This window comes from Herbaspirillum sp. (genome assembly GCF_017744395.1).
In the GTDB taxonomy this organism is placed as follows: domain Bacteria; phylum Pseudomonadota; class Gammaproteobacteria; order Burkholderiales; family Burkholderiaceae_D; genus Herbaspirillum.
In genome coordinates, this window is the sequence record NZ_JAGIBI010000005.1 from 96,299 (window position 1) to 120,193 (window position 23,895).

Below are 23,895 nucleotides of genomic sequence, written 5' to 3' on the forward strand. Positions count from 1 at the left end.
CAAATATTTACACATCAATATTCCCCGCCTGCAGTGCATTGGATTCAATGAACGCCCGACGCGGCTCCACATCATCCCCCATCAGCGTCATAAAGATCTGATCCGCAGCAATAGCATCCTCAATCTGCACCTTCAACAAACGGCGCACAGTCGGATCCATCGTGGTTTCCCACAGCTGCTCAGGATTCATCTCGCCCAGGCCTTTGTAGCGCTGCTTGTTGACGCCGCGTTCGGCTTCGTCGCGCAGCCATGCCATGGCCTGGCGGAAATCGGTAATGACCGATTCCTTGCGCTTCTCGCCCTGGCCGCGGGCAACGGTGGCGCCCTTGCGGATCAAGCCCTTGAAGGTTTGCGCGGCGGTCGAGAGCACCTGGTAGTCGGGGCCGGAGGTGAAATCGGCATCGATCACGGTGGCCTTGATGTTGCCGTGGTGGCGGCGCTGGATGTGCAGGGCGAGCTTTTCGGAAAGTTCGTCCTGCTTGGCCAGCACTTCGACGGTCGGGTCGTTGATGGCCTTGGCCAGCTCCGCGGCGGAGGCTTGCGCTTGCGCCAGCGTTTCCAGGTTGAGCGTGACGCCGACGTTCATGATGGCGTTGAGCGCGGCTTCGTCGATGGCGCGGGAGAGGCGCATGATGATCGCGTTGGCGGTGTTGAACTGGCGTGACAGTTCGACCAGCGCTTCGCCGCTGATGCTCGGCGCGTCTTCGGCCGGCTTGATCTCGGCGTCGTTGAGGGCGATCTGCATCATGTATTGCGCTTCTTCCAGGTCGTCCTTCAGGTAGCGCTCGTCCTTGCCGGCCTTGACCTTGTACAGCGGCGGCTGGGCGATGTAGATGTGGCCGCGTTCGACCAGCGCCGGCATCTGGCGGTAGAAGAGCGTGAGCAGCAGGGTGCGGATGTGGGCGCCGTCGACGTCCGCGTCGGTCATGATGATGATGCGGTGGTAGCGCAGCTTGTCCGGGTTGAATTCGTCGGCGCCGATGCTGGTGCCGAGCGTGGCGATCAACGTGGTGATCTGCTCGGAGGAGAGCATCTTTTCGAAGCGCGCCTTTTCGACGTTCAACACCTTGCCGCGCAGCGGCAGGATGGCCTGGAACTTGCGGTCGCGGCCTTGCTTGGCGGAGCCGCCTGCGGAGTCGCCCTCGACGATGTAGAGCTCGCACAGGGCCGGGTCGCGTTCCTGGCAGTCGGCCAGCTTGGAGGAGAGGCCGAGGCCGTCCATCACGCCCTTGCGGCGGGTCAGTTCGCGGGCCTTGCGGGCGGCTTCGCGCGCGCGGGCGGCTTCGACGATCTTGCCGCAGATGATCTTGGCGTCGTTGGGCTTTTCGGCGAGGAAGTCGGTCAGGGTCTTGGCGACGATGTCTTCGACCGGGCCGCGCACTTCAGAGGAGACCAGCTTGTCCTTGGTCTGCGAGCTGAACTTGGGTTCGGGCACTTTCACCGAGAGCACGCAGGTGAGGCCTTCGCGCATGTCGTCGCCGGAGACTTCGACCTTGGCTTTCTTGGCCAGGTCGTTTTCTTCGATGTACTTGTTGATGACGCGGGTCATCGCGGCGCGCAGGCCGGTCAGGTGAGTGCCGCCGTCGCGCTGCGGGATGTTGTTGGTGAAGCAGAGTACTTGCTCGTTGTAGGCGTCGTTCCATTGCATGGAGACGTCGACCGAGATGGTGGTGCCCTGGTCCGATTGCTTCTCGCCGGTGGCCTGGAAGATGGTCGGGTTGAGCACGCTCTTGTTCTTGTTGATGTATTCGACGAAGCCGCGGGTGCCGCCTTCGAAGGCGAAGTCTTCTTCCTTGCCGGTGCGCTGGTCGGTCAGCTTGATGTGCACGCCGTTGTTCAGGAACGAGAGTTCGCGGATGCGCTTGGCGAGGATCTCGTAGTGGAATTCGACGTGGGTGAAGATTTCCTCGTCGGCCCAGAAGTGGACTTCGGTGCCGTTCTTGTCGGATTCGCCGATGACCTTGATGGGGGAGACCTGGACGCCGTCGATGGTTTCCAGTTCGCGGTTCTGCACGATGCCCTTGGCGAATTCCATCGCGTGCACCTTGCCGTCGCGGCGGATGGTCAGCTTCAGGCGCTTGGAGAGCGCGTTCACGCAGGACACGCCCACGCCGTGCAGGCCGCCGGAGACCTTGTAGGAGTTCTGGTCGAACTTGCCGCCGGCGTGCAGTTCGGTCATCACGATTTCGGCGGCGGAGCGCTTGGGTTCGTGCTTGTCGTCCATCTTCAGGCCGGTGGGGATGCCGCGGCCGTTGTCGGTGATCGAGATCGAGTTGTCGGCGTGGATGGTGACGTGGATTTCGCTGCAGTAGCCGGCCAGCGCTTCGTCGATGGAGTTGTCCAGCACCTCGAACACCAGGTGATGCAGGCCGGTGCCGTCAGAAGTGTCGCCGATGTACATGCCTGGACGTTTGCGCACCGCTTCCAGGCCTTCCAGGATCTGGATGGAGGAGGCGCCGTAGCTTTGTTGCGCGGGGTTGGTGTTGTCTGCTGGGCTGGAGGACATGGTTACCTTCTGAAAAAGCTAGCCAAACGACTAGGAAACTGCGGGTGAAACGACAAAAAATTGCAGGGGTACGGCTTAAAACCGGCTGGAATCAGCTGGAATCGGAATTCTTAAAAGCGACTGAGGGGCCGTCTCGGACGGCCCCTCGTTCGCTTGCAACCGGCAACGCTTAAATGCGCATCGGCATGACGACGTATTTGAAGTCGGCGTTGTCCGGGATGGTGACCAGGGCCGACGAGTTGGCATCGCCCAGGGCGATGTTGACGTAGTCGTTCTTCAGGTTGTTCAACACGTCGAGCAGGTAGCTGACGTTGAAACCGATGTCGACGGTGTCGCCGCCGTAGTCGATTTCCAGTTCTTCGACCGCTTCTTCCTGGTCGGCGTTGGTGGAGCTGATCTTCAGGCTGCCGGGAGCGATCACCCAGCGCACGCCCTTGAACTTGTCGCTGGTCATGATCGCGGCGCGCTGCAGCGAACGCAGCAGCTGTTCGCGGCTGATGGTGAAGCTGTTCTTGTAGCCCTTGGGCACCACGCGGGTGTAGTCGGGGAACTTGCCTTCGACCAGCTTGGAGATCAGCTCGATGTCGGCGAAGGTCAGCTTGACCTGGTTGTTGGCGATTTCCAGCTTGACTTCATCGTCGCTCTCGTCGAGCAGGCGCTGCAGCTCGATGATGGTCTTGCGCGGGATGATGACTTCCTGGCGCGGGAATTCCTGTTCGGTGGCGACCTGGCAGAAGGCCAGGCGGTGGCCGTCGGTGGCGACCGCGATCACGTTCTTGCCTTCGACGACCAGCAGCAGGCCGTTGAGGTAGTAGCGGATGTCTTGCTGGGCCATCGAGAAATGGACCATGTTGAACAGGTGCTTCAGGGTCTTTTGCGGCAGGGTGACTTGCGCGTTGTACTGCTCGGCCTGGGCGACGGTGGGGAACTCCTCGGCGGCCAGGGTCTGCAGCGCGAAGCGCGATTTGCCGGATTGCACGGTCAGGCGCTTGTTGGCCAGGGAGATGGAAACTTCGCCGGAGTCCGGCAGGGCGCGCAGGATGTCGAGCAGCTTGCGCGCGGCGACGGTGGTGGCGACGGCTTCGCTGCCGGAGCCGACTTCGGCGTGCGTGGTGATCTGCACTTCGATGTCGGTGGAGAGGAAGGAGACTTTCTCGCCGTCCTTGCGGATGAGGATATTGGCCAGAATCGGCAATGTGTGCCGACGCTCGACAATACCGCTCACGATCTGCAGAGGACGCAGGAGCGTGTCTCTTTGGGTCTTAACCAATTGCATAGTCTGTTTGTCCTTGCTAATAGTGGTTTAAAGGATGCCGTTGGCTGAATGCGGCTCATGCAAATGTCGCGCGTGTTCCTCCTCTGGTGAAAACAGCCGGAACCTGCCTGGAATACGCAACGCTCCTGCATTTGCACGGCCTGCCCGCAGCCGGTCCGAAACCTGTTCCAAGCCGCCGGCAAGCATTTTAGGAGGCTGATTGTTGTGTTTTTAATCACACACCCGGACCGTCCTGCGCGCCGGACAGCGCGTTAGGAACATTTGAAGGCAAATCCCCCATTTTTAAAGAGGTTTTCTCCGAAGTTTCCTTGATATCCCGCGAATTTTCTGCTCGTTGGGCGGCCCTGGCGTCCGCCGGCGAAATATCGCCTTCCATTGTACCAATCATCCCCCTTCAAAGTAAGTTTTTGCTTGGTAAACAGGTACGTTGGACGCCGGATTGTGGGGGGATCGGCATGGCTGGAAAAATGGCCCGGAAATGATGGGGGCCGGGTAATCCCGTCCGGTTAATCCCGGATTTATCTCCGTCGCCCTGACGCAAGTCAGGGCCCAGCGTCGTTCAACGTCTATCGGAGCGCAACGAAAGACACTGGGTCCCTGCTTTCGCCGGGACGACGGGTTGGAAAGCGGCGGGCAGGGACCGTCCCAACCGCGCCAGCCGCAAATGAAAATGCCGCCCCAGGCTGCGGGCGGCATTTTGGCGGCATCGGCGAACGCTGGCCGGGTCAGCCCTTGAGCGTCTGCTCCAGCACGTGCAGCTCGTGGTTGCATTCCGGGCTCTTGGCGCGGTCGGCGGCGATCTTGCGCACCGCGTGCAGCACCGTGGTGTGGTCGCGGCCGCCGAACAGGTCGCCGATTTCCGGCAGGCTCTTCTGGGTCAGCTCCTTGGCCAGGTACATGGCGATCTGGCGCGGGCGGGCGATGTTGGCCGGGCGCTTTTTCGAGTACATGTCGGCGACCTTGATGTTGAAGAAGTCGGCCACGGTCTTCTGGATGTTTTCCACCGAGATCTGGCGGTTCTGCACCGACAGCAGGTCCTTCAGCGCTTCCTTGACGACGTCAATGGTGATGTCCTTGCCGTGGAAGCGCGAGTAGGCCAGGATCTTGCGCAGCGCGCCTTCCAGCTCGCGCACGTTGGAGCGCAGGTGCTTGGCGACGAAGAAGGCGACGTCGTCGGACAGCACGACTTCTTCGGCGGCTGCTTTCTTCATCAGGATCGCCACCCGCATTTCCAGTTCGGGCGGCTCGATCGCCACCGTCAGGCCGGAGTCGAAGCGGGAGATCAGGCGGTCGTCCATGCCGCTGATTTCCTTGGGGTAGGTATCACTGGTGATGATGATCTGCTTCTTGGCCGCGATCAGCGCTTCGAAGGCGTAGAAGAATTCTTCCTGGGTGCGGCTCTTGCCGCCGAAGAACTGGATATCGTCGATCAGCAACAGGTCCAGCGAGTGGTAGTAGCGCTTGAAGTCGTCGAAACCCTTGCGCTGGTAGGCGGTGACGACGTCGCGCACGTATTGCTCGGCGTGGATGTAGCGGATCTTGGCGCCGGGGTTATCCACAAGCACCTGGTTGCCGATGGCGTGGATGATGTGGGTCTTGCCCAGGCCGACGCCGCCGTACAGGAACAGCGGGTTGTACGACACGCCGGGGTTGTTGGCGACCTGGGTGGCGGCCGCGCGGGCGAGCTGGTTGGCCTTGCCGGTGACCAGGTTGTCGAAGGTCAACACCGGGTTGATGCGCGACTGTTCCTGGCGCGGGGCGACGGCGCGCACCGGTTCCGGTTCGGGCTCGTAAGCCTGGGCCGCGGGCAGGCCGAGGCCGGAAATGCCGTTGCCGCCGGCGGCGGGAAGGCCGGCATCAGCGCCGCCATTGGCGGCCACGGCGGCGCGCCGGGCCTGGCCCACGCGCGGGTCGAGCACGAATTGCACTTCGATCGGGGATTCCCAGTATTCGCTGGCGAGATTGGTGATACGGCTGGCGAACTGGGCCTTGACCCAGTCAAGCTTGAAACGGTTGGGCGCGGCGATGCGCAGCAGCCCGTCTTCGTAGTCGAGCGGCACCAGCGGCTTGATCCAGGCGCTGTATTGCTGCGGAGTCAGTTCCTGCTCGAGTTTGGTGGAGCAGGTCTGCCAGAAATTTTCCATGAAGCTTTCTTATTGAATAGGTGTGCGGCGCCGTTGAACGGATTCAGGTCAGGACCGATGGGTGGAAAAACAATGTCGGCCGAGGCGCAAACAAGGGACGCATTTTACCTTGGCGGGGAAAAGTTATCCACAGGAGGCGAGGCAGTTTGGCAGAGTAAAAAATCATATCCATCGGCGGGAAATGGCCGATTCGGACATTATTTTCTTGGCAACGGCGGCACCATGCGGTTTACCGGGGACAAAGTCGATGAATTTTCATTTCGACAATGTTTTTATGGGGACAGTGTTTGCCGCGAGCATCATTCCCGTTTCGGGGAGACTGCGCGGCTTTGTCCCTTTTTGTGGCTTTCAGGCAAGCACTTCGCCATCGACGAATACCTTCAGTTCGCCCGGCTGGTATTGGGTCCAGACTTCGTTGTTGGTCAGCGGCTGGGTGACGATCACTGCGACGCGGTCGTTGACTGTGGTGACCTGGGCGAAATCGACCGACAAGTCGTCGTCCGACAGCTTGGCGGTGGCGAAGGGGTGCTGGCGGATGATGTAGTACAGGTTGGTGGAGCAGTGCGTGTAGAGCGCCGAGCCGTCCGAGAGCAACATGTTGAAGGTGCCGTGGCCGGCGATGTAGTCGGCGATCTCGCGCAGCGCGGTGCGCAGCTCAGCCAGCGGCGGCAGTTCGTCGCCGAAGCGCTTGCGGAATTCCTGCAGGATGTAGCAGAAGGCCAGTTCGCTGTCGGTGGTGCCGACCGGGCGGTAGGGGCCGTCGAGCTCCGGGGTGAAGTTCTTGAGGTCGCCGTTGTGGGCGAATACCCAGTAGCGCCCCCACAGCTCGCGCACGAAGGGATGGCAATTGGCCAGCGCCACGCGGCCCTGGGTGGCCTTGCGGATGTGCGCGATGACGTGCTGCGACTTGATCGGGTATTGCTTGATCAGCTCGGCCACCGGCGAATTGACCGCGGCCTGGTGGTCGACGAAGGTGCGCACGCCGGAGCCTTCGAAGAAGGCGATGCCCCAGCCGTCGCTGTGATGATCGGTCAATCCCCCGCGGGTGGCGAAACCGGTAAAGCTGAAGACGATATCGGTCGGGGTATTGCAATTCATCCCAAGAAGCTGGCACATGGTATTTGAGGCTGAGGCGTGAATAAGTATTACTGATCAGCCAACGTTATCACGATTGCCGCCCGCCGGGAGCGGCGGCACTTTGCTCGCGCATAAAAAAACCCCGCGAGCTTGCGCTTGCGGGGTTAATCCTTCCTAAAGAGGGAGGAGGAGACACGATACGTACTACAAAACCTCAGACTATTTACTACTGACTACTGACCAGAAGCCGGCTGGCCGGGAACGGCGCTTGCTTAGTCGCGTGCAGCCATGTTGCGCAGTTCGTTGGCGAAATTCGGTTGGGTCAGGCTGTATTCGTTGGCCATGCGGTTGAGCATGCGCTTGCCGCTGAACTTGTGCGCCAGGATGCGCTGTTCCAGCGACTTGCGCGGCTTGAATACCAGCACGACGGCTTGCACCAGGCCCATGAGCAGCGGCTTGAACACCATCAGGGCGGTCACCAGCGCTCCCAGGCCCAGGGCCGGGCGCAGGTAGGCGGCCAGCATGCCCATCAGCGTCTGCATATAGGGAAACGCGGTCTCGACGGGGAAGGCGATGTTCAGGAAGGACATGATATTTCTACCTCTGATAATTCTATTTAGGGCGCTTCAGGCGCGTTCAATCTCACTGTTGTTGCATTGCAGTATATGTTTCCCCCTGTTATATCGCCACTTTAGAGTTCTCATATCAGATATAGGAATGATGAATATGGCTGTTCCGGGCGCCCATGCGCTCAACTCGTCGCCCTGACGAAGGTCAGGGCCCAGCGTCGTTCAACGGCCACTGGGGCATGACGAAAGTCACTGGATCCCGGCATTCGCCGGGATGACGGGTTAAATATCTGCGCCGAACCGTACCCACGAAAAAAAACCCCACAGGCATGGCCTGCGGGGTTAATCCTTCCTAAAGAGGGAGGAGGAGACAACGGATCGGTGTCCAGACGCGTTGATCGAATCAGCGTCAACACAGGCGCCGTACGCGCCTGAACAACCGAAATCCTGGTACCGGGCAGCCGGCCGTCTGGGCCTGCCGCCGTGCCGCGCAACGTATGGCGCGCGACCGGTTGAAACTTGAGTCCTGTACTACCGTGCCGCCGGCGCTTTTTCAGTGCCCGTGCGGCGGGTGTTGCAAATTAGCCGCGGGAAGCGATGAAGCGCAGTTCGGCAGCCAGGTTCGGCTGGGTCGCTTCGAACTTCTCGGCCATGCGGTTCAGGTGGCGCACGCCGGTGGCGCGTTCCTGCTCGGAAGCGACCAGGGCGACGGCTTGCAGCTCATGGGCCTTCACGAAGTGGATGAAGATGTTGCGCATGACGGCTGCGAACTTGCTCTTGAAAGTGGTATTGACGGTGCTTTGTGCGATGGTTGCCATGATTCGATCCTTGACGTTGTGTGTTATGTTGCATTGCAGTGTAGTGAACTCGTATTTGTTTGACCAATTTCCTTTTCGGATATCAGTTATATAATTCGTGAATAGCGATTCCCTGAATTCATCCGCGGCCCACTTTCAGCCGCAAAGGCCCGCCCTATGAGCTTTCTCACCCTGGACCTGAATCTGCTGCGCGTCTTCGATGCCGTCATGACGGAGCAGAACCTCACGCGCGCCGCCAACCTGCTGGCGATGACCCAGCCGGCTGTCTCCAATGCGCTACGGCGGCTGCGCGATACCCTCAACGACGACCTGGTGATCCGCACCGCGCACGGCGTCAAGCCGACGCCGCGCGCCGAAGAGCTGTGGCCGACCGTGCGCCGCGCGCTGTCGGAGCTGGAAGCGGTGATCGCGCCGGAAAGCTTCGACATCTCGCGCGCCCAGAACACCTTCCGCATGGCGATGGTGGATGCGACCGCGGCGCTGTGGCTGCCCTCGCTGGTGCGCACCATCATGCGCGACGCGCCGCGCATCAAGGTGCGCATGATGCCGCTGACCACCCGCGACCCGCGCGCCATGCTGCTGCGCGGCGACATCGACCTGGCGGTGGGCTTTTTCCCCGGCGTCACGGCCCAGCTGGCCGACGGCCAGGGCATGGCCAAGAGCCAGATCAGCCACGCCCGGCTCTACACCGGCCAATACGTGTGCGTGATGAACAAGAACCACCCGCTGGCGAACCAGCCGCTGACGCTGGATTCCTACTGCGCCGCCGACCACCTGCTGGTGAGCCTGTCGGGCAAGCCGCACGCGGTGATCGACGACGTGCTGGCAGGCATGAACCGCGAGCGCAAGATCCTGCTGACGGTGAACCAGTTCTTCACGGCCGGGCGCATCGTCGCCAGTTCCGAGCTGCTGACGGTGCTGCCGCGCCACCTGGTGGCCGCCACCGGCATGGCCGACGTGCTGGTAGTCAAGGAATTGCCGTTCCAGACGCCGGAAGAGCATGTCGACATGCTGTGGCACGAGCGCGATGCGCGCAATCCGGCGCACAAATGGCTGCGTTCGCACCTTTCTGCAACGACTCATGACGAATTCGGTCGTATCAACATGAAGCGCTGATGCGGCGTACGCAGGCATAGGCATCCCGTTCCACCAATCGGCCGCCGGGGACTGGCGGCCGGGGTGCTCGCCTGCGCCGGACATATCCGCCATCTCCGCATCGGCGCATGTTGATCCACCCTCACGGGAACAAGCATGCCAATGCCGCGTATCCGAAAAATAATCCTGTGGCTGCTGGCCAGCCTGTTCATCGCCATCGCCGCCGCGGTGGTCTTCTTCCTCACCTTCGACTGGAACCGGGCCAAGCCCTGGATCAACCAGCGCGTCTCCGAATCGCTGGGGCGCGAATTCGCCATCAACGGCGACCTGTCGCTGCAATGGCAGCGCACCGCACAAACCGCGCCGGCGCAATCGGGCTGGTCGAGCTGGGTGCCCTGGCCGCGGCTGCAGGCGCAAGACATCACGCTGGCCAACCCCGAGGCCTTCAGCCGTGAGGGCAAGATGGCCACGGTCGGACAGGTCGTCTTTACGCTCAATCCGGTGCCGCTGCTGGCGCGTGACATTTCGCTGCCGACGCTGGAAATCAGCAATCCGGACATTTCCCTGCTGCGCGACAAGGACAACGCCAACAACTGGACCTTCAAGAGCAGCGAACCTTCGGCCTGGAACCTGAAGCTGGGCCGGCTGATCCTGCGCCAGGGCACGTTCCAGCTAAACGATGCCGTCAAGAAGATCGACATCAAGGCCGAGATCGACACGCTCGATCCCGACAAGGAAAAAGTCTACGGGCTGGGCTGGAACCTGAAAGGCAGTTTCAATGGTGCTCCGGTCTCGGGCAGCGGCCGCGCCGGCGGCGTACTGTCGCTGCAGGACCAGCGGCAACCTTATCCGCTGCAAGCCAGCGTGAAAGTCGGCAAGACCGCGATCGCCATCCGCGGCACGCTGACCAAGCCGTCCCAGCTGGCGGCGCTGGACCTGCGCCTGTCGGTCTCGGGCGCCAGCATGGGCAACCTGTATCCGCTGACCGGGATCCTGCTGCCGGAAACCCCGCCATTCGCCACCGAAGGCCACTTGTTCGGCAAGATCGACGCCAGACATAGCGAGTGGCGCTACGAAGACTTCAGCGGCAAGGTCGGCGGCAGCGACGTGGGCGGCAGCCTGTCCTACACCACCGGCGGCCCGCGGCCGCAACTGACCGGCGCCATCACGTCCAACCTGCTGCGCTTCGAAGACCTGGCGCCGCTGATCGGCGCCGATTCCAACCAGGAAAAGGCGCAGCGCGGCGCGGAGGAACGCCAGCCGGCCGGCAAGGTGCTACCGGTCAAGCAATTCAGCACCGATGCCTGGGGCACGCTGGACGCCGACGTCAAACTGACCGGCAAGCGCATCGTCAAGCAGAAGGACCTGCCGATCAGCGACCTGCAGGCGCACCTGGTCCTCAAGGACAAGGTATTGGCGCTGGATCCGCTGGGCTTCGGCGTGGCCGGCGGCAACCTGAATGCGGCGATCCGCCTCGACGGCCGGGAACCGCAGATGAAGTCGGACATGCGCCTGTCGGCGCGCCGCATCAAGATCCAGAAGCTGTATCCGGAACTGGACGCCTCCAAGACCAGCTTCGGTGAAATCAACGGCGACGCCAGGCTGACCGCCAGCGGCAATTCGGTGGCGGCGATGCTGGGTTCGGCCAATGGCGAGGTCAAGACCCTGGTCAACCAGGGCGCCATCAGCAAATTCCTGCTGGAAGCTGCCGGCCTGAACGTGGGCAATATCGTCATCAGCAAGCTGTTCGGCGACCGGGAAGTGAAACTCAATTGCCTGGCCGGCGATTTTCCTGTGGACAATGGCGTGATGAACCTGCGCACCTTCGTGCTCGATACCGACGATGCGCTGATCAGCGCCGACGGCACGGTGGACATGAAACAGGAAAAACTGGATGTGACCATCCATCCCAAGAGCAAGGGCCTGCGCATTATTTCGCTGCGTTCGCCGCTGTACGTATCGGGCACCTTCAAGAATCCCGACGTCGGCGTGAACAAGGCGGTACTGGCGCTGCGCGCCGGCGGGGTAGTGGCGCTGGGCTTGCTGGCACCGGTGACGGCGATCCTGCCGCTGATCAATGTGGACGGCGAGCAAAAGGCCGATTGCGCCAATCTGTTGGAAGAAGTGAAGAAACAACCGCAGGCGGGAAAAACTGCCGTGAAGAAAGTTGCGCCTAAAAAATAGGCACAAAAGAAATTGCCGTTTTTGCCATCATCGGCCGGGGGATAACTCTTCCGGCTTTTTTCATTTTGGGGCGGCGATTTGAGGAGGCTGGTTTTCCGGCAAAGCGGGAGAACGCCCGAAATCGTCCAAAAATGCTTTGGAAACTGCCTGTAGCCCCCCGAAAACCGATGAAAACAGGCCTGAAACGGCAAAGAATGCGGGATTCCTGAAAATTGCCCCGTTGACCACGCTATCCACAAAAAGCGGCCCAGCCTGTGGATAAAGGTCTGGATAACTTTTTCATCGATTGGGGAAAACCGGGAAAGTTATCCAAGGCCGTTTTTTTATCCAAGAACTGTCCGCCGGCCATACACGCCTTGCCAAGCGTTTATCCTTTTTCCAACTCCATGATTTATTTCCGGTAAACCGGGTTATCCACAGAAATGGACCTGCGTTAACTATTACCTACTATTTATATATATCTACTTATCCTAAAAGACAGAAAACCCGGATTCGGCGTCGGCTGCGCATTTCCTGCATTCAAAAAACCATTTCCAGGGAATCGAAAACGGCAAACCTGGCTTATTTCTTCAAGTCGACCGCATCGGGAACGTCCAGCACCAGATCGGATTGTGCTTCGGCAACGCAGGGCAGGATCCAGCCTTCCTTTTTTTCTTCCCTGGTCAGCCCGGGCCATTCGATCTGGTAACTCACCGTGCCGGATACCAGCATGCACATGCAGGTGCGGCAAGAACCGTTGCGGCAGAAATTGGGAAGGCGGATGGATTGGGTCAGCGCCGATTGCAGCAGCGATTGGGATGGACGCTGCTCAAAGTGCAGGCCGGCAGGCTGGATATCGATGCGATGTGGCACGGCTGGGTCTATTGGGTGGAAAAACCGGGGTTTTCAGGGATGTCTTCCAGGCAATTGTGGATAAGTCTTTGTATATCTGCTGCGCGAATTGGGAATATCTCGGCAAGTTATCCCAAGGCGAAAATTTGTCCAACAATTGTTCCTGAACTATGCAGAAGCTTACCAAGCGTTTATTCAGGACGTAAATAACTGATTCGATTCGGGTTAACCGACTTATCCACAGAAAAGTCCTGCGTTAACAATCATTACTATCTTTATATATAAACCTTTAATTTAAAAAACAGAAAAGCGGAATTGCGGGGACAACCTGGAAAAGCGCTGCAAAAGCGTATTCGCGTATTCAGAAAATCCGATGCAAGATGGAAACAACGACCGTGCGCTCAAGAAACACCGGCGATGGCATCCAGTGCTTTGGTTCGGCAATAAGGAGGGAAGAAGGGGAATGGCCTGCAGGCTCAAGACCCGCAAGCCGAAAGGGAATGGCAGTTCAATGCTTCCAGATTTCCTGGAGCAGCTGGAATACCGCCTTGATGGCGTCTTCGTTTTGGCGTTTCTCCAGGGTAATGAAGCGCAGTTCGGTAGACAGCTCGACCGCATCGGCAATCACCAGGCCATGGGCATGGGCCTGGCTGAGGGCGATCGATTCGCGCGCCAGCGACAATCCCACCCCTGATTTCACCAGGTCCAGCATGGAAGACTCCTGGTCGACCAGGGCGACGGTATCTGGTTGCACTTTATGTTGTGCAAATACCTTGCTCAGCAGGCGGTGGTGTGCCGACTCCGGCGGGGTCCAGATCCAGGGCAGGCGCGACAGCTCTTTCCAGCCCTTGCCGGAAACCCGGCTTTTCCAGCCGGCCGGGGCGATCACGTTGTAGGTGAAGGGCGTCAGCGTCATGGCATGGAAGCCCTTGCCCGGGTCGCCCAGGAAGAAACCGACATCCAGCCGCCCGTGCCGGATCTCGTTCAGGACCGAGCCCGACATATGATGGGATAGTTTGGTGGATAGCTGCGGGTGGCGCTCGACCAGCAATTTCAGGAAGGCGCCGAGGCGGATGAATTCCGGATCGAGGATGGTGCCGATGGCCAGCGAACCGGACAGGCTGTCGGCGCTGGCCTGCAAGGCCGCGGCATGGCGGCGCAGTTCCTGCAGGTCGGCCAGGACCCGTTCGGCCAGCGGCAGCAGCTTGTTGCCTTCCACCGTCAGCACCATGCCGGCGGCGGTGCGGGTGAACAGGGCCAGCCCCAGGTGTTCCTGCAGGGATTTGATCTGCAGGCTGACGGCGGGCTGGCTGACGTGCAGCTTTTCCGCGGCGCGGGTCAGGTTGCCTTCGCGGGCGACGGTGATAAAAGCGCGTAACTGTACGATATCCATCGTTAACTCTTGCTAAATCCTTTTTTCATGCATCAAACCGCAGGGTAGAAAAATCGATGTTTTATAAGTCATTCTTATATTGCTGTTGATAATAACTCATTGGATAGGATCGAATTAGCGCGATATTCTTCCAACGTCTGCTTAATCCAGCTTTTGTCGACGTTTATGCCGCAGGCCAACAGGATAGTGAGACAAATCCGGCCCGGCTTGATATCAATAACCAAAGGAATACTTATGAGCACCCCGCACATCGACCATTTCATCAACGGCAAGCTGACGCGTTCGGAAAGCGGCCGCAGCCAGGACGTGTTCAACCCGGCCACCGGCGAGGCAACCGCCAAGGTGTCGCTGGCTTCGGTAGCGGAAGTCAATGCGGCGGTGGCGGCCGCCAGCGCGGCGGCGCCGGCCTGGGCCGAGACGGCGCCGCTGAAGCGGGCGCGGGTGCTGTTCAAGTTCAAGGAGCTGATCGAGCAGAACCAGGACGCGCTGGCCAAGGCGATCACGCTGGAACACGGCAAGGTATTTTCGGACGCCAAGGGCGAGGTCACCCGCGGCCTGGAAATCGTCGAGTTCGCCACCGGCATTCCGCAACTGCTCAAGACCCAGTTCACCGACAACATCGGCGGCGGCATCGACAACTGGAACCTGCGCCAGCCGCTGGGCGTGACGGCCGGCATCACGCCGTTCAACTTTCCGGTGATGGTGCCGCTGTGGATGGCGCCAATCGCCATCGCCACCGGCAACAGCTTCATCCTGAAGCCTTCCGAACGCGATCCGTCGCCGTCGCTGATGCTGGCTGAACTGTTCAAGCGCGCCGGCTTGCCGGATGGCGTGTTCAACGTGGTGCAGGGCGACAAGGTGGCGGTCGATGCGCTGTTGGAACATCCCGAGGTGCAGGCGGTGTCGTTCGTCGGTTCGACGCCGATTGCCGAATACATCTACCGCAAGGCCACCGAGCGTGCCGGTACCTTCCCGCTGCGCGCGCAGGCGCTGGGCGGCGCCAAGAACCACCTGGTGGTGATGCCGGATGCCAACCTGGAGCAGGCGGTCGATGCATTGATCGGCGCGGCCTACGGCTCGGCTGGTGAGCGCTGCATGGCAATTTCGGTGGCGGTGGCAGTCGGCAGCGTGGCCGACAAGCTGGTGGAAGCGCTGATTCCGCGCGTGAAGGCCTTGAAGGTCAAGAACGGCATGGAAGGCGATGCCGAGATGGGGCCGCTGGTCACCGCCGCCCACAAGGCCAAGGTCGAGGGTTATATCCAGAGCGGCGTCGATGCCGGCGCCAAGTTGCTGGTGGACGGCCGCGGTTTGAAGGTGCCGGGCCATGAAAACGGTTTCTTCATCGGCGGCACGCTGTTCGACAACGTCACGACCGACATGAAGATCTACCAGGAAGAAATCTTCGGCCCGGTGCTGTGCGTTGTGCGGGTGCCGGACTTCGCCGAGGCGGTCAAGCTGATCAATGCGCATGAGTACGGCAACGGGGTGTCGCTGTTCACCGCCGACGGCAATACCGCGCATGAGTTCTCGCGCCGCATCCAGGTCGGCATGGTGGGCATCAACGTGCCGATCCCGGTGCCGATGGCCTGGCATTCCTTCGGCGGCTGGAAGCGCTCGCTGTTCGGCGATACCCATGCCTACGGCGAAGAGGGCATCCGTTTCTATACGCGCTACAAGTCGATCATGCAGCGTTGGTCGGCGACCATCGGCAAGGGGGCGGAATTCACGATGCCGGTGGCGAAGTAATTTTCGTGTAGGGAAAGCCTGCTACCGTCATCTTGGCTGTGCCGGGATGACGGTAGCAAGAGCGGCAGCAGACAAGAACAACCAATAAAAAACGGAGACACCATGCAATCGGCAGGGCAATACGACTACATCATCATCGGCGCCGGCACCGCCGGCTGCGTGCTGGCCAACCGCCTTTCCAGGCAACCGGGCGTGAAGGTGCTGCTGCTGGAAGCCGGCGCCAAGGACGACTACATCTGGATCCACATCCCGGTCGGTTATCTTTATTGCATCAATAATCCCCGCACCGACTGGATGTTCCGCACCGAGGCCGATCCCGGCTTGAACGGGCGCAGCCTGATCTACCCGCGCGGCAAGGTGCTGGGCGGTTGTTCTTCGATCAACGGCATGATCTACATGCGCGGCCAGGCGCGCGACTACGACGAGTGGGCCGGCCTGACCGGCGACGACAGCTGGCGCTGGGATAACGTGCTGCCGCTGTTCAGGAAGAGCGAGAACTATTACCGCGGCAGCGATGCCTTCCACGGCGCCGGCGGCGAATGGCGGGTGGAGAAGCAGCGCCTGAAATGGGACATCCTCGATGCCTTCCGCGAGGCGGCCGCCGAAAACGGCATTCCCAAGGTCGACGATTTCAACCGTGGCGACAACGAAGGCTGCGGTTACTTCGACGTCAACCAGAAACGCGGCATTCGCTGGAATGCGTCGAAGGCCTTCCTGCGGCCGGCGATGAAGAGCGGCAACCTTGAAATCATGACCGGCTCGCATGTGAAGAAGCTGCGCTTCGCCAATGGCGCGAACGGCCCGGTTTGCACCGGCGTCGAATTCACCGGCGGCGGCAGCGAGTGGTTCGCCGAAGCGAAGGAAACCATCCTCGCGGCCGGCGCGATCGGCTCGCCGCATATCCTGCAGCTGTCCGGCATCGGCAACGGCGAACTCCTGCAGCAGCACCAGATTCCGGTGGTGCAGTCTTTACCGGGCGTGGGCGAGAACCTGCAGGACCACCTGCAGATCCGCCTGGCGTTCAAGGTCAGCGGGGCCAGGACCTTGAATACGATGGCATCCTCGCTGGCCGGCAAGATGCGGATCGGCCTGGAATACCTGCTCACGCAAAGCGGCCCGATGTCGATGGCGCCGTCGCAGCTCGGCGCATTCGCCCGTTCCGATCCGTCGCAGGCCAGCGCCAACCTGGAATACCACGTGCAGCCGCTGTCGCTGGAAAAGTTCGGCGATCCGCTGCATCCTTTCCCCGCCTTTACCGCCAGCGTGTGCAACCTGCGCCCGACCTCGCGCGGCCATGTGCGGCTCGCTTCCGCCGACCATGCGTTGGCGCCCAGGATCACCACCAATTACCTCTCTACCCCGGAAGACCTGAAGGTCGCCGCCGATTCGCTCAAATTGACGCGCCGCATCGCGGCATCGCCGGCATTGTCGAAGTACCGTCCTGAAGAGTTCAAGCCGGGCCCGCAGTACCAGAGCGAAGAAGACCTCTACCGTGCCGCCGGCGAAGTGGGCACGACGATTTTCCATCCGGTGGGCACCTGCCGCATGGGGCGCGCCGACGATGCGGCGGCGGTGGTGGACTCGCAATGCCGTGTGCGCGGGGTGGCGGGACTGCGGGTGGCGGACGCTTCCGTGATGCCGACCATCACCTCCGGCAATACCAATTCGCCGACCGTGATGATCGCCGAGAAAGTCGCGTCAGGACTGGTTTCCAGGCGCTGAGACGACAATGCCGGGAGCCCGGCCGATACGGTACTTATACGTATTGTAGGAATGGTACGACTCGGCTACTATGCGCCAAATATTAAAAACAGCTTCTCGAATCGCCAGATAAGAACGACGGTCCCTTATGCAGAAAGTGTCAGGCTGCGTCAGGCGATCCGCAGCAAGGCAGGCCTCGATGACCGGATCAACCGGCGCGGGCATCAAAGGGAAAGATGAAACTATGACAGACGTCATTCTGGAGACAAGGAACCTGACGAAGGAATTCAAGGGTTTCACGGCGGTAAGCGCGGTCAATCTGAAAATTGAGCGCGGCCATATTCATGCACTGATCGGCCCCAACGGCGCCGGCAAGACTACCTGCTTCAACCTGCTGACCAAGTTCCTGGTGCCGACCTCGGGCCAGATCCTGTTCAACGGTAAAGACATCACGATGGAAGCGCCGGCGCAGATCGCGCGCCAGGGCATCATCCGTTCGTTCCAGATTTCCGCGGTGTTCCCGCACATGAGCGTGCTGGAAAACGTGCGTATCGGCCTGCAGCGCAAGCTCGGCACGTCCTTCCATTTCTGGAAGAACGGCGACAGCCTGAAGCAGCTCGACGCGCGCGCCATGGAATTGCTGGAAGAGGTCGACCTGACCAGCTTCGCCCACACCACCACGGTGGACCTTCCCTACGGCCGCAAACGCGCGCTGGAAATCGCCACCACGCTGGCGATGGAACCGGAGCTGATGCTGCTGGACGAACCGACCCAGGGCATGGGCCACGAAGACGTGGACCGCGTCACGGCGCTGATCAAGAAGGTCTCGGCCGGCCGCACCATCCTGATGGTGGAGCACAACATGAGCGTGATCTCCGGCATCTGCGACCGCATCAGCGTGCTGCAGCGCGGCGCCTTGCTGGCCGAAGGCACGTATGCGGAAGTCTCGAGCAACCCGCAGGTGATGGAAGCCTATATGGGCACCGCCGCCGGCGAACTGCAGGGAGCGCACTAAATGTCGACCGCAACCATGAATTCCCCCGTGAGCACATCTTCTTCCAATGCGCCGCTGGCGCTGCAGATCAGCGACCTGCAATCCTGGTACGGCGAATCGCACATCCTGCACAACGTCAACCTCAACGTCCACCAGGGCGAAGTGGTGACGCTGCTGGGCCGCAACGGCGCCGGCCGCACCACCACGCTGCGTTCCATCATGGGCCTGGTCGGCACCCGCAAAGGTTCGATCAAGATCAACGGCCAGGAAACCATCAACCTCGCCACGCACAAGATCGCGCACCACGGCGTGGGCTACTGCCCGGAAGAGCGCGGCATCTTCTCTTCGCTGTCGGCGGAGGAAAACCTGCTGCTGCCGCCTTTCGTTTCCAAGACGGACAAGGGCATGTCGATCGAAGAGATCTACGACATGTTCCCCAACCTGAAGGAGCGCCGCAACAGCCAGGGCACGCGCCTGTCGGGCGGCGAACAGCAGATGCTGGCGGTGGCACGCATCCTGCGCACCGGCGCGCGATTGCTGCTGCTGGATGAAATCTCGGAAGGCCTGGCGCCGGTGATCGTGCAGGCGCTGGCGCGCATGATCACGACCTTGAAGGCCAAGGGCTACACGATCGTGATGGTGGAACAGAATTTCCGTTTCGCTGCGCCGCTGGCCGACCGCTTCTATGTGATGGAACACGGCCAGATCGTCGAGTCGTTCGAAGCGTCGCAGCTGGAAGCCAAGATGCAGACCCTGAACGAGTTGCTGGGCGTCTGAGCGCCGGAAGAATCATAAAAAGTACTGCCAACAAGTACGCCGCGGAGGAGGCAATCCCTGCTCCGTTCAACATAAAGCTGTCTCGCGGTTTATCAATTTAGCGGGCTCTAACACTGAGGAGATGAGAATGAAACTTAAGGCAATGGCACTTGCTGTTACCGCTGCAGCCGCAGCGTTTTCGATGGCGCCGGCATCGGCGCAGATCTCGGGCGACGTGATCAAGATCGGTTTCATCACCGATATTTCCGGCGTGTATTCGGACATCGACGGCCAGGGCGGCGCCGAGGCCATCAAGATGGCGATCGCCGACATGGGCGGCGCGATCAACGGCAAGAAGATCGAACTGCTGGTGGCCGACCACCAGAACAAGGCCGACGTTGCCGCCAGCCGCGCGCGCGAATGGTTCGACCAGCAGGGCGTGGACGTGCTGATCGGCGGCACTAACTCCGGCGCGGCGCTGGCTGCGGCCAAGGTCGCGGCGGAGAAGAAAAAAGTCTTCATCGAAATCGGCGCCGGCTCGGCCCGCCTGACCAATGAAGAATGCTCGCCCTATACCGTCCACTATGCTTACGACACCGTGGCATTGGCCAAGGGCACCGGTTCGGCAGTGGTGAAGCAGGGCGGCAAGAGCTGGTTCTTCCTGACCGCCGACTACGCGTTCGGCCATTCGCTGGAGTCCGACACCGCCAATGTGGTCAAAGCCTCGGGCGGCACCGTCGTGGGCGCGGTGAAGCATCCGCTGGGCGCGTCCGACTTCTCGTCTTTCCTGCTGCAGGCGCAAAGCTCCAAGGCCCAGATCATCGGCCTGGCCAATGCCGGCGGCGACTTCATCAACTCGGTCAAGGCGGCCAATGAATTCGGCATCACCAAGACCGCCAAGCTGGCCGGCCTGTTGGTGTTCATCAACGATATCCATTCGCTCACGCTCAAGACCACCGAAGGCCTGTACCTGACCGACAGCTGGTACTGGGATAGCAACGACGAGACCCGCGCCTTCGCCAAGCGCTACTTCGCCGTGCGCAAGAAAATGCCGTCCTCGCTGCAAGCCGCCGATTATTCGTCCGCGCTGCAATACCTGAAGGCGGTCAAGGAAAGCGGCTCCGACGCTTCCGACAAGGTCATGGCCCAGCTGCGCAAGACCAAGTTCAACGACATGTACCAGAAGAACGGCTACCTGCGCGCCGACGGCCGCGTGGTGCACGACATGTACCTGTACCAGGTCAAGGCGCAGTCGGAATCGAAGTATCCGTGGGACTACTATAAGCTGGTGCAAACCATTCCGGCTGAGCAGGCATGGACCACCAAGGCCGAGTCCAAGTGCGCGCTGTGGAAGTAATGCGCAAGACGTACCAATCGCATCAACGCTGAAAAGCGGCAGTAAAGGCAATCCGCGAAATCTGTCATTTCTGCTGGCCGGGAATGACAGATTTTTGCTGTTGGAAGCTGCCCGCGATTTATTTCGAGGGCAGCTTCCGCCAACGTAAGCGGTTGCATTCTTCACCCATCTGGATGAACGGGTTTTTATGGAACTATTCGGAATCCCCCTGCAAGCCTTGCTGAGCCAGCTCCTGCTGGGGCTGGTCAACGGCTCTTTCTACGCCATGCTGTCGCTCGGCCTGGCCGTGATCTTCGGCTTGCTCAACGTGATCAACTTCGCGCACGGCACGCTCTATATGCTGGGCGCTTTCCTGGCATGGATGGGCTTGAGCTACTTCGAGCTCAACTACTGGGTGATGCTGATCGTCGCGCCCATCCTGGTCGGCATCTTCGGCATCATCATCGAGAAGACCATGCTGCGCTGGCTCTACAAGCTCGACCACTTGTACGGCCTGCTGCTGACTTTCGGCATCACGCTGATGATCGAGGGCATCTTCCGTTCCATCTATGGCGTCTCGGGCCAGCCGTATTCGGTGCCTGAGGCCCTGCAAGGCGCGACCAACCTCGGCTTCATGGTGCTGCCGAACTACCGCGCATGGGTTGTGGCGGCTTCGCTGGTGGTGTGCTTCGCCACCTGGTTCGTGATCGAGAAGACCCGCCTGGGCGCCTACCTGCGCGCCGGCACCGAAAACCCCAAGCTGGTGGAAGCCTTCGGCATCAACGTGCCGCTGATGGTGACCCTGACCTACGGCTTCGGCGTGGCGCTGGCGGCGTTTGCCGGCGTGCTGGCCGCGCCGGTGATCCAGGTCTCCCCGCTGATGGGCTCGAACCTGATCATTACCGTGTTCGCGGTGGTGGTGATCGGCGGCATGGGCTCCATCCTGGGTTCCATCATCACCGGCCTGGTACTGGGCCTGATCGAAGGCCTGACCCGGGTGTTCTATCCCGAGCTGTCGGCCACCGTGGTGTTCATCATCATGGCGATCGTACTGATGATCCGTCCGGCCGGCCTGTTCGGCAAAGAGAAATAATCGGAGACCGGCATGAACAAGAAACTGTTAGTTGTCATTTTGTTAATATTGGCGCTGGTCGCACCGTTCGGGCTGTATCCGGTGTTCCTGATGAAGATGCTGTGCTTCGCGCTGTTCGCCTGCGCCTTCAACCTGCTGATCGGTTACACCGGCCTGCTGTCGTTCGGCCATGCCGCCTTCCTCGGCTGGGCCGGTTACATGTGCGGTCACGCGCTGAAGGCGTGGGGCCTGCCGACCGAGCTGGGCTTGCTGGCGGGCACCGGCGTCGCGGCGCTGATCGGCCTGGTGATGGGTTTGCTGGCGATCCGCCGGCAGGGCATCTACTTCACCATGATCACCCTGGCGCTGGCGCAGATGCTGTACTTCGTCGCGCTGCAGGCGCCGTTTACCGGCGGTGAAGACGGGCTGCAGGGTGTACCGCGCGGCAAGCTGCTGGGCATTATCGACCTCGGCAACGACCTGACGCTGTACTACGTGGTGCTGGCCATCGCCATCTTCGGCTTCGCCCTGATCGTGCGCACCATCCATTCGCCTTTCGGCCAGGTGCTCAAGGCGATCAAGGAAAACGAGCCGCGCGCCATCTCGCTGGGCTATGACGTGGCGCGCTACAAGCTGCTGGCCTTCGTGCTGTCGGCTGCGCTGTCGGGCCTGGCCGGCTCCACCAAGACCCTGGTGCTGGGCTTCGAAACCCTGACCGACGTGCACTGGAGCATGTCCGGCCTGGTGGTGCTGATGACCCTGGTGGGCGGCTTGGGCACCATCGTCGGCCCGATCGTCGGCGCCGTCATCATCATCATGCTGGAGAACAAGCTGGGCGACATCGGCACCTGGCTGGCGAGCACCACCAGCATCGACTGGTTCAACACCCTGGGCGATTCGGTGACCGTGGTGACCGGCTTCATCTTCATCATCTGCGTGCTGCTGTTCCGCAAGGGCATCGTCGGCGAAATCCTGGCCTTGACCAAGAAGGGGCAGGCGAGCCAGCTGCACTAAGCAAGATCCAAGAGAAACCGGCCATCCCCAGGGATGGCCTCCTTGCCGCCGGCAAGTCATCGAAAGGTGATTGCCGGCGGTATTTTTTTGCCGCTACACCTGACCGCCATAACAGATGCCGCTGTTGCGCAACAGCGCCCGGCGCGGCGGATCTGTTGCCGGTACGGAAAATCGGGGCAGGGTAGAATAGCGCTCCCGGCCGATTGGGGGCCGGGACCTTTGCCCAACAATAACAAGCGCGCCAGCCTCCCGCCGTATCCGGTGCCGCAGTAGTTTGTCCTCGACCGAAAGCCTTTCCATGCAATCTCGTTTTCCTGCGCAGGTGATCCGCCATGGCTGATTACCTGATCCTGTGCGCCGGCGCCTTTGTCGCCGGCTTGATCGATGCGGTCGTCGGCGGAGGCGGCCTGGTGCTGGTGCCGACCCTGTTCTCGGTCTTTCCCAATACCCCACCGGCAACATTGCTCGGCACCAATAAAGTGGCCGGGGTCATGGGTACCAGCGCCGCGGCCATCAACTTCGCCCGCAAGGTGGCGGTGCGCTGGAGCACGGTGACGCCGGCGGCGATCGCGGCTTTCGCCTTGTCCTTTTTCGGCGCTTACGTGGTTACCCATATCCCGACCGACATGATCCGCAAGGCCTTGCCCTTCGTACTGATCGCCGTGGCGATCTACACGCTGAAGAAAAAGGACTTCGGGCAGACCCATGCGCCTACGCTGAGCGGCGCCAGGGAAATCATCTATGCCGCATTGATCGGCGCCGGCGTCGGCTTCTACGATGGCGTTTTCGGTCCGGGTACCGGCAGCTTCCTGGTGTTCCTGTTCGTGCGGGTGTTCAGCTACGACTTCCTGTCGGCGTCGGCGGTATCCAAGTTCGTGAACATCGCCACCAACCTGGCGGCCCTGTGCTGGTTCGGCTACAGCGGCCATGTGATCTGGCAACTGGGCCTGCTGATGGCGGTCTTCAATATTGCCGGCTCGCTGGTGGGTACCCGCCTGGCGATGAAACATGGCAGCGTGTTCGTGCGCAAGTTGTTCCTGCTGGTAGTGGGAGCATTGATCTTGAAGAGTGGCTACGATGCCTTTTTGAAGTAATCGAATTTTGGTCGATGTTTCACGTGAAACATCCGGTCGAAAATAACAAGGCAGGAAAACAAACGGGGCTTCGGCCCCGTTTTGTTTTTGGGGAATTACGGTGTTTTTGTCGTCCACTGTTTCACGTGAAACAGTCGATATCGGGTGGTGGGCAGATAGCTATCCGATATCCATCGGATATCGGTAGGGCAGGGAATGAGGTAAACCAGCATCACCCTGTACCGATATTCCACTTAATCCGGCCGACCTCCCGACTCCCTTATCCAAAAGACTTTATAATCTCGCCTCT

19 protein-coding genes are annotated in these 23,895 nt (G+C 60.7%); 10 read left to right on the forward strand and 9 right to left on the reverse strand.

Features of this window, described 5'->3' with window-relative positions:
• Window positions 1-7: 7 nt before the first annotated feature.
• The 7 genes from gyrB to J7548_RS14175 all read right to left on the reverse strand — a co-directional run bounded on the left by gyrB (window position 8) and on the right by J7548_RS14175 (window position 8,390).
• Window positions 8-2,506, reverse strand: coding sequence for a DNA topoisomerase (ATP-hydrolyzing) subunit B (gene gyrB, locus J7548_RS14145; protein ID WP_290975297.1), 2,499 nt, complete (start codon window positions 2,504-2,506; stop codon window positions 8-10).
• A 169-nt stretch (window positions 2,507-2,675) separates the two neighbouring features.
• Window positions 2,676-3,782, reverse strand: coding sequence for a DNA polymerase III subunit beta (gene dnaN / locus J7548_RS14150; protein WP_290975299.1), 1,107 nt, complete (start codon window positions 3,780-3,782; stop codon window positions 2,676-2,678).
• Between the two features lie 214 nt (window positions 3,783-3,996).
• Window positions 3,997-4,170, reverse strand: a complete 174-nt coding sequence (locus J7548_RS14155; protein WP_290975301.1) for a hypothetical protein — start codon at window positions 4,168-4,170, stop codon at window positions 3,997-3,999.
• 337 nt (window positions 4,171-4,507) lie between these two features.
• Window positions 4,508-5,926: a chromosomal replication initiator protein DnaA gene (dnaA, locus tag J7548_RS14160; RefSeq protein ID WP_290975303.1), complete on the reverse strand. Its 1,419-nt coding sequence runs from the start codon at window positions 5,924-5,926 to the stop codon at window positions 4,508-4,510.
• A gap of 348 nt (window positions 5,927-6,274) precedes the next feature.
• Window positions 6,275-7,042: a class II glutamine amidotransferase gene (locus J7548_RS14165; RefSeq protein WP_290975305.1), complete on the reverse strand. Its 768-nt coding sequence runs from the start codon at window positions 7,040-7,042 to the stop codon at window positions 6,275-6,277.
• A 233-nt stretch (window positions 7,043-7,275) separates the two neighbouring features.
• Entirely contained in the window at window positions 7,276-7,593 is a 318-nt protein-coding gene (locus tag J7548_RS14170) for a hypothetical protein (RefSeq protein ID WP_290975307.1), read from the reverse strand.
• Between the two features lie 560 nt (window positions 7,594-8,153).
• Window positions 8,154-8,390 carry a hypothetical protein gene (locus tag J7548_RS14175; RefSeq protein WP_290975309.1) on the reverse strand — a complete coding sequence of 79 codons (237 nt, stop codon included), beginning with the start codon at window positions 8,388-8,390 and terminating at the stop codon, window positions 8,154-8,156.
• 156 nt (window positions 8,391-8,546) lie between these two features.
• Between J7548_RS14175 and J7548_RS14180 the strand changes: the two genes are divergently transcribed.
• Window positions 8,547-9,506 (forward strand): LysR family transcriptional regulator, encoded by a 960-nt coding sequence (locus J7548_RS14180; RefSeq protein WP_290975311.1) that lies wholly within the window; start codon window positions 8,547-8,549, stop codon window positions 9,504-9,506.
• Between the two features lie 141 nt (window positions 9,507-9,647).
• A complete protein-coding gene (locus J7548_RS14185; protein WP_290975589.1) occupies window positions 9,648-11,669 on the forward strand; it encodes an AsmA family protein in 2,022 nt (673 codons plus the stop codon).
• Window positions 11,670-12,230: 561 nt separating this feature from the next.
• Here J7548_RS14185 and J7548_RS14190 read toward each other — a convergent pair.
• Window positions 12,231-12,521, reverse strand: coding sequence for a 2Fe-2S iron-sulfur cluster-binding protein (locus J7548_RS14190; RefSeq protein ID WP_290975312.1), 291 nt, complete (start codon window positions 12,519-12,521; stop codon window positions 12,231-12,233).
• 487 nt (window positions 12,522-13,008) lie between these two features.
• Window positions 13,009-13,893: a LysR family transcriptional regulator gene (locus tag J7548_RS14195; RefSeq protein WP_290975314.1), complete on the reverse strand. Its 885-nt coding sequence runs from the start codon at window positions 13,891-13,893 to the stop codon at window positions 13,009-13,011.
• Window positions 13,894-14,127: 234 nt separating this feature from the next.
• Between J7548_RS14195 and J7548_RS14200 the strand changes: the two genes are divergently transcribed.
• From J7548_RS14200 to J7548_RS14235, 8 genes are all read left to right on the forward strand, one after another.
• Window positions 14,128-15,639, forward strand: a complete 1,512-nt coding sequence (locus tag J7548_RS14200; protein WP_290975316.1) for a CoA-acylating methylmalonate-semialdehyde dehydrogenase — start codon at window positions 14,128-14,130, stop codon at window positions 15,637-15,639.
• A 102-nt stretch (window positions 15,640-15,741) separates the two neighbouring features.
• A complete protein-coding gene (locus tag J7548_RS14205; protein WP_290975318.1) occupies window positions 15,742-17,361 on the forward strand; it encodes a GMC family oxidoreductase in 1,620 nt (539 codons plus the stop codon).
• A gap of 223 nt (window positions 17,362-17,584) precedes the next feature.
• On the forward strand, window positions 17,585-18,355 hold the full coding sequence (locus J7548_RS14210; protein WP_290975320.1) for an ABC transporter ATP-binding protein: 771 nt from the start codon (window positions 17,585-17,587) through the stop codon (window positions 18,353-18,355).
• On the forward strand, window positions 18,356-19,111 hold the full coding sequence (locus tag J7548_RS14215) for an ABC transporter ATP-binding protein (protein WP_290975322.1): 756 nt from the start codon (window positions 18,356-18,358) through the stop codon (window positions 19,109-19,111).
• Window positions 19,112-19,238: 127 nt separating this feature from the next.
• Window positions 19,239-20,447 (forward strand): ABC transporter substrate-binding protein, encoded by a 1,209-nt coding sequence (locus J7548_RS14220; RefSeq protein WP_290975324.1) that lies wholly within the window; start codon window positions 19,239-19,241, stop codon window positions 20,445-20,447.
• Window positions 20,448-20,634: 187 nt separating this feature from the next.
• Window positions 20,635-21,519, forward strand: coding sequence for a branched-chain amino acid ABC transporter permease (locus J7548_RS14225; protein ID WP_290975326.1), 885 nt, complete (start codon window positions 20,635-20,637; stop codon window positions 21,517-21,519).
• A 12-nt stretch (window positions 21,520-21,531) separates the two neighbouring features.
• Window positions 21,532-22,512, forward strand: coding sequence for a branched-chain amino acid ABC transporter permease (locus J7548_RS14230; RefSeq protein ID WP_290975328.1), 981 nt, complete (start codon window positions 21,532-21,534; stop codon window positions 22,510-22,512).
• A 332-nt stretch (window positions 22,513-22,844) separates the two neighbouring features.
• Window positions 22,845-23,606 carry a TSUP family transporter gene (locus tag J7548_RS14235; protein ID WP_290975330.1) on the forward strand — a complete coding sequence of 254 codons (762 nt, stop codon included), beginning with the start codon at window positions 22,845-22,847 and terminating at the stop codon, window positions 23,604-23,606.
• Window positions 23,607-23,895 lie beyond the last annotated feature (289 nt).